2 protein-coding genes and 1 pseudogene are annotated in these 2,973 nt (G+C 71.5%); all 3 read right to left on the bottom strand.

The window, feature by feature from the left end:
- Window positions 1-28 precede the first annotated feature (28 nt).
- The gene (locus tag VGR06_RS06290) at window positions 29-2,029 is read right to left on the bottom strand and encodes a penicillin-binding protein 2 (protein WP_327558010.1); all 2,001 of its coding nucleotides are present in this window, start codon (window positions 2,027-2,029) and stop codon (window positions 29-31) included.
- Window positions 2,029-2,685, bottom strand: coding sequence for a septum formation initiator (locus VGR06_RS06295; RefSeq protein WP_327558011.1), 657 nt, complete (start codon window positions 2,683-2,685; stop codon window positions 2,029-2,031). Before VGR06_RS06295 ends, VGR06_RS06290 begins: the two co-directional genes overlap by 1 nt.
- A gap of 174 nt (window positions 2,686-2,859) precedes the next feature.
- Window positions 2,860-2,973: pseudogene (locus tag VGR06_RS06300) on the bottom strand (16S rRNA (cytosine(1402)-N(4))-methyltransferase); the annotation flags it as partial.

A 2,973-nucleotide genomic window follows, 5' to 3' on the forward strand; every position in this document is an offset into this window, starting at 1 on the left:
TCCGCAAGCTTCATACCGTCCGATCACTTTACGGGCCGACGAGCGGCACGATCGGACTCGGCTCCCTGGACATCGGAATGTGGTAGCGCTGCGCCAGGAACGAGGCGATGTCGTGGAACAGCGGGCCGGCCGAACGACCCTCCGCGGAGCTGTAGTAGTTGGGTGCGTCGAGCACGATCCCGACCACGAACCGCGGGCTGTCCGCGGGCAGGATGCCGGCGAAGGTGATCCAGTACTGGGAGTTGCTGTAGGTGCCGTTCACCACCTGCTGCGCGGTGCCGGTCTTGCCGGAGACCTGATAGCCGACCAGCGCCGCGCTCGGCGCGGTGCCGTTGTTGCCGCCGGACGCCTTCTGCACCACCGCACGCAGCATGTTCCGCACGGTCGTGGCGGTCTCCTTGCTCACCACCCGGACCCCGTCCGGGCGGGGCTCCTCGACCCGGCTGCCGTCCGGGTTGATCTTCGCCTTGACGATCCGCGGCGGCACCCGCACCCCGTCGTTCGCGAGCGCCTGATACATCCCGGCCATCTGCAGCACGGTCATCGACAAGCCCTGCCCGATCGGCAGGTTGCCGAACGTGCTGCCGGACCACTGCGCGCGCGGCGGCACCCGGCCGGCGCTCTCACCGGGCAGGCCGATGCCGGTGCGCTGCCCCAATCCGAGCCGGTTCAGCATGTCCGCGTACCGGTCCGGGCCGACCTTCTGGGCCAGCATCAGGGTGCCGACGTTGGACGACTTGGCGAAGACGCCGGTCGTGGTGAACGTCTGGGTGCCGTGGTCCCAGGCGTCGCCGATGGTCCGGTCCGCGACCCGGATCGACCCGGGCACCTGCTGGCGTGCGTCCGGAGTGGTGACGCCGTACTCGATCGCCGACAGCGCGGTGACGATCTTGTTGACCGAGCCCGGCTCGTACGGCGTGGTCACCGCCGGGTTGCTCATCGACTTGAGGTCGAAACTCTTGGGGTCCATGGGATCGAAGCTCTTGTCGTTGGCCAGTGCGTAGACCTCGCCGGTGTGCGCGTCCATGATCACCGCGCTGCCGCCCTTGGCGCCGCTGCGGGTGACGTAGTCGGACAGCTGCTGCTGCAGGAAGAACTGGAGGTCCGAGTCGATGGTCAGCTCGAGGCTGGCGCCGTCGGTGGCCGGCCGGACGTCGCGCTCGGTGCCGGGGATCACCACGCCGCTGTCGTTCTCGGTGTCCACGATGCGCCGGCCCGGTTTGCCGGACAGGTCGTTGTCGCGCAGGATCTCCAGCCCGGACAGGCCGTGCAGGTTGTGCTTCTCCACGTCCTCGTCGTCCATGCGCCAGTTGGCCACGCCGACGATGTCGGAGGCCAGCGTGTGGTTCGGGTACTCGCGCACCGCGCGGTTCTCGACGTTGATCTCCGGGATCCGTTTCTGGATGTCCCGTGCCTTGGCCGGTTCGACGTTGTTGTCCACCAGGTACACGAACGTGGTGTCCCGGCGGAGCTTGTCCAGCAGCTCCTGCTCGTTGACCTGCGCGCCGAGGGTCTCGCGCAGCACCCGGGCCACCTCGGCGGCGCGCTCGTCGTAGCTCAGCGGCGCGTTCGGGTGCTCCCGGTTGTACTTCTCTAGCTCGCGGCGCTCGGCGTTCGGGCGGTAGGCGAGCGCGCGGGACTCCACGCTGAACGCCAGCTTGACCCCGTTTCTGTCCACAATGGACCCACGGTTCGCCGGGATGTCGATCTCGGTGGCCCGCTGCCGCTCCGCCCGCGCGGCCAGCGCCTCGGACTCGAAGCCCTGCACCTGGACGAGCCGGACACCGGCGGCGACCAGCGCGGCGATGAGCAGGAAGCGCACGGCGACGACCCGGATGCGGTTGTCCACGCCCGGCCGGCGGCGCACCCGGCGCGGCCGGGCCGGCCCACGCCGCACCGGCGGCGGGATGCGGCCGGCCGGTGCCGCACGCGCCCGGTCCGCCGGCGGTGGCGTGCGCCGGAGGAGGGGCGGCGGTGCCCGTCGTGCTACCGGCCGCCGCACCGGGCGACCGTCCCGTGGCGGTGGCATCAGCGTGCTCCCGGCGCCTGCCCGGGTTGCGCGGTTGCCTGCTGCTGGCCGGCGGCGGATGGCTGTTCCGCGCCTGCGGCCGGCGGCTGGGCGGTCTGGGTCGGCTGCGTCGGCGGTGGGACAGCCGGGGCCTGTGCCGGCTTGGGGTCGCCGACGACGGTGATCGTCCCGTCCGGCTGGACCACCAACCGGGCCGGGTCACCGGGGAACACCATGCCCAACTCCTTGGCGCGCTGGGCAAGCGCGGACGGCGAGTCCAGCTTCGTGACCTCCCGCTGCAGCGTGTCGGCCCGCTCGGAGAGGTCGGTGGCCTCCTTGCGCGCCTGCTCCAGCCGGTAGGAGTCGGAGATGGCCTGGGTGGACAGCCACAGCGTGGCCGCGATGCCGACCACCAGCAGCGCGATGATCAACACCACGAACCGGGCGCGCCCGCCGGGGCTCTCGGCCGGCTCGTCCCGCTCCGGCTTGCGCCCCTCCCGCTGCGCCCGCCGGGCATAGGCACGCTGGGCGGCCGCCGTGCGCGGCCGCCCACTGGGCCGTTCGGTCGGGCTGGCGTCCGGCAGCAGCGCGGTATCCGGCGCCTCGGTCGCGGGGACCTCCTGGCGGCGGCTCGGCCGGGTACGGGTTGGTGTCGGTGTTGGCAAGGTGACTGTCATGCTGTCCCCATAGGCTCGGGAATGTTGGCCGATGTCGTGGGTCGCTTTGGGTGATGGGTCACCGGACCGCTCCTCGGGCAGACCGTGTTCCACCGGGGGCAGGCCCCCAGACCCCAGTTCCTCGGGCCCCCTCGTCGCGGTGGGCCAACTCCCTCGCCCGGCATTCCGCAAGCTTCATGCCGCCTCAATTCGTTCCGCCGCTCGCAACCTGACCGACGCGGCGCGTGGGTTCTGCTCGATCTCCTGCTGGTCCGCCGTTTCCGCGCCTCGGGTGAGCAGGCGCAACCG

The organism is Actinophytocola sp. (genome assembly GCF_036002505.1).
In the GTDB taxonomy this organism is placed as follows: Bacteria; Actinomycetota; Actinomycetes; order Mycobacteriales; family Pseudonocardiaceae; genus DASYTH01.